Consider the following 7,750-nt stretch of genomic DNA (forward strand, 5'->3'; position numbering starts at 1 on the left):
GGTCAGGGGAGTGGATATCGCCCCAGTGGAGCCCAGGGGGGCGGATATCGTCCTAGTGACAGCAGTCAGAGCGGAGGTTATCGACCCAGGGGCGGAAGTCAGGGTGGAGGATCTCGTCCTGCTGGCCCCCCTAGAAGCAGTACTTACCGTGCCGCTACAGGGATTGGAAGCACTTATAAACCTACCAATACGGGTACCCAGAGCAGCGGTTATCGTCCCGGTGGACAGGGCGGACAGACCGGCGGCTATCGTCCGGGCGGTACTAGCGGCCAAACCGGCGGCTATCGTCCCGGTGGAGCTGGCGGAACCGGTGGTCCCAATAGAGGCGGATTCCGTCACAGTGGCCCCGGAGGCCCGAATCGTGGCGGATATGCAGGTGGAAACAACGCCGGCGCCGCTCCCAAGGCATCTTTGTCAGATTCTCAGAAATCAGCTCCCAAGAAATTTTTCAAGAGTAAGAAAGGTGTAAAATCCTATCAGAAGAAAAGAACTGAAAATAATGAGAAACAGTATCAGATAAAAAAGAAGACCATTAACAAGACGAATCCCGTTCCTAAAGAAATCGACATAATGGAAGTTGTGACCGTTTCGGAACTGGCTAGAAAAATGAATCTCAAGGCTTCAGATCTTATTTCCAAATTGATGGGAATGGGGATGATGGTCACTATAAATCAGCAGATTGATGCTGAGACAGCGACAATCCTGGCAGATGATTATAGCTGTAAGGTTAATCTTGTCTCTCTTTATGATGAAACACTGATTGAATCTGAAAATGATGCTGATCATGATCTTGAAACAAGACCTCCAGTTATCGCAGTTGTCGGTCACGTCGACCATGGTAAAACAAAATTGCTGGATGCCTTGAGAAGTACGGATGTCGTCTCATCCGAACATGGTGGTATCACCCAGCATATTGGTGCTTATACCATCAAAACAAAGGATGGTCATGATTTGACTTTCCTCGATACACCAGGTCATGCTGCTTTTACACTGATGAGAGCACGTGGTGCGCGGGTCGCGGATATCGTTGTCCTGGTCGTTGCAGCCGATGACGGTGTAATGCCTCAAACAATTGAAGCCATCAATCATGCCAAGGCAGCAGAAGTTCCCATCGTTATTGCTGTCAATAAAATGGACCTGCCCAATGCAAATCCTGACAGGGTAAAACAGCAGCTTTCTGAATACAATCTTATGCCCGATAGCTGGGGGGGAACCACTCAGTTTGTTGAACTTTCAGCTCTTAAGGGTGAGGGTGTTCAGGATCTGGTTGATATTCTGATTCTTGAATCAGAAGTGATGGAACTGAAGGCAAACTGGGGTTGTCGTGCAGAAGGTAACGTCATTGAATCCAAGGTAGATCAGGGACGCGGTATTGTGTCTACTGTTCTTGTTGAACGGGGTACCCTTAGAGTCGGAGACTCTTTTGTAGCCGGTGTTTTTCCCGGTAAGGTAAGAGCCATGTTCAACTATAATGGTGACAAAGTTGATGAAGCCACGCCCTCCATGCCAGTCGAGATTCTTGGGTTTTCTGGAATACCAGGCTCAGGAGATCCTTTTCAGGTTACAGAAAGTGAAAGGGTTGCCCGTCAGTATGGTGATAAGCGGCAGGAGCTGAGGAAGATGGAAGGTGCCAAAAATGTGAAAAAAATCACATTGGACAACCTCTATGACTCCATTCAGTCCGGCAACGTTCAGGAACTCAATGTCATTATCAAGGGTGATGTGCATGGTTCAGTCGAAGCATTGCAACAGGCTCTTGAGAAATTGAGTACTTCTGAAATCAGACTTGTCTGTAAACATGCAGCTGCAGGTGCCATCATTGAAAACGATGTCAATTTGGCGATTGCATCAAAAGCAATTATTATTGGTTTCCATGTAAGACCCACCGCAAAGGCCCTGATGGTCGCCGAACGCGAAAAAGTGGAAATCAGAAAATACAACATTATTTATGATGCTGTAGAAGATATTAAAATGGCCATGGAAGGAATGCTTATCCCCGATCTGGAAGAACAGGTTGTTGGTAGAGTCGAAATCCGTGAAACTTTTAAGGTACCCAAGCTCGGCGTTATTGCCGGTTGTATGGTCACTTCAGGTATTGTCACTAGAAAGAGCAATGTGCATGTCCTCCGCGAGGGTGTTCAGGTTCATACCGGACCTATTTCATCTCTCAAGCGCTTTAAAGATGATGCCAAAGAGGTCCGAGAAGGTTTTGAATGCGGTCTTTCTATTGAAAATTACATCGACATCAAGGTTGGTGATGAACTGGAAGTTTTCACAATGAAAGAAATAGCTAAAAAGCTGGGAGCACCTACCGCCAGTGAATGAGTTGAGAATGAAACGTGTGGAAAGTCTGATTAGAGAACAGGTCAGCTTTCTTATAATGAATAGAGAGATCAAAGATCCCAGGATCAATAGTCTTCTATCCATTACTGTTGTTAAAGTAGCAAACGATCTTGCTTCTGCAAAATTGTATGTTTCCGGTCTGGAGGGAGAGGCGAAGCTGAAGAAGAGCGTTGATGCTATGAATCATGCCGCCGGCTTCATTCAGAACAGAATCGGGAGGAAGATGAAAATGCGTCTGACTCCCAAACTTCATTTTTTTCCGGACACATCTATCCGGGACGGAATTATGTTGAACCAGAAAATTGATAATCTGCTGCATGAAGAACCAAAAGAAACAGAATCCTGATAAACTTTCCTACCCTGATAATACCGGGGGGGGGATAGTTTTTCTGCATAAGATGCCGGGACTTACATCATTTCAGGCCCTGGGGCAATTAAAAAGAGTTCTTGGAACACGGAAAGTGGGACACACAGGAACTCTTGATAAATTTGCTGAGGGTCTGCTTATCATCCTTACAGGAAAACTGACTCGACTGAACTCCATAATCACTGCGATGGATAAGGAATATGTTGCCACAATCCGCTTTGGGACAGAGACTGATACCCTGGATCCCGAAGGGGAGACTGTGGCTACCGCAGATCCGCCGAGTCTGGAAATAATAGAGTCGAAACTGGATGGATTCAGAGGAGAACTTTCACAAACACCTCCTCAGTATTCGGCCATTCATATAGATGGAAAACGAGCCCATTCATTGGCCAGAAAGGGTCAGCTTGTAGAGATGCCCAGCCGTAAAATTTTTATCTATGATCTTGAACTCCTGGAATACAATGCTCCCGATTTAAAATTGAGAGTTCATTGCTCTAAAGGAACCTATATCAGATCCCTTGCGAGGGATCTTGGTCTGGCCTGTGAAAGCAGAGCCTTTGTTCAGGAACTTGTGAGAACTTCTGTGGGCCCCTTTAAACTTGAAAATGCTGTTGTTGTAGACGATTTTCGGGGAATCAAAGATTATTTTTCCTGGGAGGATTTTTTTCTCACCCTCGGGAATGCCAGTTTAGCAGTTCTCAATGAGGATGGGCTGGAAAAATTGAAGCATGGCGTTCCATTTAATGAGGGTTTTTTGACAACATCCCTTGAGGAAGAATCAGAATTTATCCTATTGAAAGATAAAGAGGGTTCATTGAAGGCGGTCCTTGAAATGAAGGATGGTCACTATCAGTATAAAATAAATCTTGCACCCTGATGGATCAGGATTTTCTGCTTTTTGTATTTACTTTCATAGCTGAATCTTAGATTGACTTTTATACCGATTTCGGTAATATTGTATTTTCAGGTGCTGGTTTCTGTCAGGGCGTTGCTCTGCTTTCAACCGGTAATAAGCCTGTATTTTTTTATTATTATTAAGGAGAGTTAATAATCATGTTAACCAAAGAAAACAAAGAACAAGTTGTTGAAGAATTCGGAACAAACGTTAAAGATACCGGTTCTACAGCGGTTCAGATTGCACTTTTGACCAGAAGAATTGAAGGTTTAACTGAGCATTTTAGATCAAATAAAAAAGATCATGCTTCAAGACGGGGACTGCTTAAGATGGTAGGTTCTCGTAGAAAACTGCTGAAATATCTTAAAAGAAAAGATATAGAAGCATACAGAACTCTTATTGCACAGCTTGGTCTGAGAAAATAATTTTAATCCCGCCGTTTGTGCGGGATTTTTTTCGATGTATTATATGACTTTGAGAATATTTGTATATCATAAACCAGGGGGAGTCTCTGGCTTGTTAAAAGTGAAAGGCGTTAAACGCCGAAGGAAAAACTATGGAAACTTTTAAATTTAAAATCGGTGAAGATGAAATCATCCTGGAAACAGGGAAAATGGCCAAACAGGCTAACGGTTCTGTCCTGGCCCGTTGCGGAGGATCTGCAGTCATGGCAACAGTCTGCTGTGGTTCCAATTCGGTGGAAGGTCTGGATTATGTCCCGTTAACAGTTGAATATAACGAACGATATTACGCTGCCGGAAAAATCCCAGGAGGATTTCTAAAAAGAGAATCCCGTCCTAAAGATAAAGAGATCCTTGTCTCCCGCCTGATCGACCGCCCCTTGAGACCTCTGTTTTACAAAGACTTCGGTCGTGAAATTCAGGTTGTACCCATGACTGTATCTACTGACCAGATTCATACTCCCGATATTCTGGGAATGATCGCTGCTTTTGCAGCAGTTACGATTTCCGACATTCCTTTTAACGGACCCGTTGCAGCTGTAAGAGTTGCATCCATCAAGGGTGAATATGTTATCAATCCCACATTTCAGCAGATCGAAGAAAGTGAACTTGATATCATCGTAGCCGCTTCCAATGACGGTATCTGTATGGTAGAAGGTGGTGGAGATCAGGTTTCTGAAGATCTTATGCTGGGTGCTATTCAGGCCGCTGAAAAAACTCTGGCTGATCTCTGCGCCTTTTTTGTGGATATGGCTGACAAATGCGGTAAAGAAAAACTCCCTCTTGTAGAAAAAACTTTGAAACTTGAAAAATGGGATGACATGTATGCCGAAGCTTATCCTCAGATGGAAACAGCAGTTTTCACAGATGGAAAGTTCGAAAGACGTCAGGCTATTAAAGATATAAAAAAAGCCATGCTTGTCCAGTATGAAGCGGATATCCCTGAAGATCAGTTGAAGTTTGTAGGAGATCTTTTTGAAGAGCTTGAAAGAGTTATCATCAGAAAGTCCATCATTGAAAACAACCTACGTTGTGATAAAAGACCCAGTGAAAAGATTCGAGATATCTCCTGTGAAATTGATATACTTGACCGTTGTCATGGTAGTGCCCTGTTTACCCGCGGTGAGACCCAGTCCTTGGGTGTAACCACCCTTGGAAGCGTTCAGGATGAACAGATCATGGATGACATTGACGGTGACCGCCGAGCCAACTTCATGCTCCATTACAACTTCCCTCCCTATTCTGTAGGTGAAACCGGAAGACTGGGTACAGGCCGCCGGGAAATCGGTCATGGACATCTGGCTCAGAGAGCCATTGAAGGTGTTCTCCCCAAAAAAGAAGAATTTCCCTATACAATCAGAGTTGTTTCGGAGATTCTGGAATCCAATGGATCTTCCTCTCAGGCAACCATCTGTAGCGGATCACTGAGTCTGCTTGATGCAGGTGTTCCCCTTAAAAAACCTGTTGCAGGTATTGCCATGGGTCTGGTCAAGGAAGGAGATGACTTTGTTGTTCTTTCTGATATCCTTGGTGAAGAAGACCACATGGGTGATATGGACTTCAAAGTTGCCGGTTCTGAAGATGGTATCACAGCGTTCCAGATGGATATAAAAATTCCAGGAATCAGCATAGATATCATGAAAAAGGCTCTATCACAGGCTCTGGAAGGACGCCTGCATATCCTGAAGATCATGAATGAATCAATTTCTGAACCCAATGCTAATGTTTCCGAGTTTGCCCCCAGTGTCACCTCTTTCAAGGTCGACGTTGATAAAATCGGACTCCTTATCGGGCCCGGTGGAAAAAATATTAAAGGTATGGCTGAAAAGAGCGGTGCCAAGATTAATATTGATGAAGACGGAACTGTCAACATCTTCTGTCGTGAGAAAAAGGGAACCGATATGGCTGAAGGCATGATTAAGGGCATGATAGAAGATCCTGAAGTGGGAACCATCTATAAAGCCACTGTAAAACGGATCATGGATTTTGGTGCATTTCTGGAAATCCTGCCCGGAAAAGAAGGTCTCTGTCACATCTCCAAGGTTTCTGCCGAGCGTGTGAGCAATGTTGCAGATGTTCTGAAGGAAGGACAGGAAGTGGAGGTCAGACTGATTGAAGTGGATAGAATGGGTCGTATAAACCTGAGTATCGTAGATGCCCAGAATAAAGACTGGAAACCACCGAGATCTTCCGGCGGAGCTCCCCGGAGATAATCAGTTTTTTCAGGGGTATTTATGTAAATCCCAGTTATGATATAATCAAACAGTCCTTAGGTTAAGGGCTGTTTTTTTGATTAATTCCAAGGATAAGAAATGAATAAAGTCCACGTAAAAATTACAGGTCCCGAGGATATGCTACCCCGTTATGGTACGGATGATTCCGCAGGAGCCGATCTCAGAGCCTGTATTATAGAAGAAATCACAATCCACCCTGGAGAACGCAGGCTGATCCCCACTGGTTTGAAAATGGCTATCCCTTCAGGTTATGAAGGGCAGGTCAGACCACGGTCAGGATTGGCAGTCAAAAAGGGACTGACCGTGTTGAATTCTCCAGGTACTATCGATGCCGATTACAGAGGTGATGTGATGGTCATTTTGATCAATCACGGTTCCGAGGGTGTTCTCATCGAAAGAGGAGACCGGATTGCACAGCTTATCATTGCTCCAGTCACAAGAGCTGACTTCACCCTATGTGAGAATCTGGATGATACAACAAGAGGAAGCGGAGGATTCGGTTCCACGGGAGCTAGATGAAATCCAATTGGCTGCTTATTCTGTTATTACTTCCCTGTCTCGGCTTTAGCGATGACCAGGGTAGTAATCTGCAGAAATCAAGAGGGAGTGGTGATTTCATAAGTGAAACCAGAATAAGAGAGGATCTTGAGAAAACACTCCCTCAGATCACAGATCCCATGGAAAGGACTATCCTGAAGAAAACCCTTTATATGGAATCTATCAAACTTCCGGAAGATGTCTTCTTTGATACCCAGATCTCCTCACTCTCTGCAGACGGGGATGATCTCTGGCTGGGCAGCCGCAGCGGAGATATTGCCCGTTATTCCCTGTCTGAGCAAAGATGGACCTCTTATGTACAGGGAGAAGAATCTCTGGCGATCCGCATAGTCCAATCCATTCAAGCCGAAACGGAGAGGATCTGGTTTTTATCTTACGGCAGCGTCTCAATATATTCTAAGAGATACGATCGATTTATACAGCTTCCCATTCCAGATGATAAGGAATATAGAGGACTTCAGAGTGCTCTACTGATGGGGCAGGGTTTAATCAGCGGGACACAATCGTACAATTTAAGAAGAATCAGAATGGACAGTCAATCGGTAATCCATCAAAATCCTCCTTTGAGGAATATTACTTTTTTAAAAGAACTCTCTATGGGCCAACTCCTGGCCGGGACAGAACTGGATGGTCTTTTCATTTTGGACAGTCATTTTCAGCCCATACCACTATCTGAAAATAACCGGCAGACATCGGCCGTTCGGGCAGTCCTGGGTGATCCCTCAGGTAAGATGATTGCCGGCAGCTATGGAGCTGGTCTCTTTCAACTTGTCAGAAAGGGGGAAGAGTATGATATAGTCTTCCTAAGGACCCCGGCAAAGTGGATTACCGATGGTGTAGAGATCCGACATTTGGAGTGTGTGTGTCGTGGGGGGGTGGGGGGGTGTCTGGG

7 protein-coding genes are annotated in these 7,750 nt (G+C 44.7%); all 7 read left to right on the top strand.

The window, feature by feature from the left end; all coding sequences use genetic code 11:
- Positions 1 to 2,325, top strand: a 2,325-nt coding sequence (gene infB / locus PF479_RS19940) for a translation initiation factor IF-2 (RefSeq protein ID WP_298010670.1), incomplete at its 5' end; no start/stop codon positions are given.
- A 7-nt stretch (positions 2,326 to 2,332) separates the two neighbouring features.
- A complete protein-coding gene (gene rbfA, locus PF479_RS19945; protein ID WP_298010671.1) occupies positions 2,333 to 2,689 on the top strand; it encodes a 30S ribosome-binding factor RbfA in 357 nt (118 codons plus the stop codon).
- Positions 2,661 to 3,587 carry a tRNA pseudouridine(55) synthase TruB gene (gene truB / locus PF479_RS19950; protein WP_298010672.1) on the top strand — a complete coding sequence of 309 codons (927 nt, stop codon included), beginning with the start codon at positions 2,661 to 2,663 and terminating at the stop codon, positions 3,585 to 3,587. Before rbfA ends, truB begins: the two co-directional genes overlap by 29 nt.
- A 176-nt stretch (positions 3,588 to 3,763) precedes the next feature.
- Positions 3,764 to 4,030 carry a 30S ribosomal protein S15 gene (gene rpsO, locus PF479_RS19955; RefSeq protein ID WP_298010673.1) on the top strand — a complete coding sequence of 89 codons (267 nt, stop codon included), beginning with the start codon at positions 3,764 to 3,766 and terminating at the stop codon, positions 4,028 to 4,030.
- A 131-nt stretch (positions 4,031 to 4,161) separates the two neighbouring features.
- The gene (pnp, locus tag PF479_RS19960; protein ID WP_298010675.1) at positions 4,162 to 6,279 is read left to right on the top strand and encodes a polyribonucleotide nucleotidyltransferase; all 2,118 of its coding nucleotides are present in this window, start codon (positions 4,162 to 4,164) and stop codon (positions 6,277 to 6,279) included.
- 99 nt (positions 6,280 to 6,378) lie between these two features.
- On the top strand, positions 6,379 to 6,819 hold the full coding sequence (dut, locus tag PF479_RS19965) for a dUTP diphosphatase (RefSeq protein ID WP_298010676.1): 441 nt from the start codon (positions 6,379 to 6,381) through the stop codon (positions 6,817 to 6,819).
- Positions 6,816 to 7,750 (top strand): hypothetical protein (locus PF479_RS19970; protein WP_298010678.1); only part of this gene is annotated, 935 nt, incomplete at its 3' end. The genes dut and PF479_RS19970, both read left to right, overlap by 4 nt.

This window comes from Oceanispirochaeta sp., assembly GCF_027859075.1.
GTDB lineage: Bacteria > Spirochaetota > Spirochaetia > DSM-2461 > DSM-2461 > Oceanispirochaeta.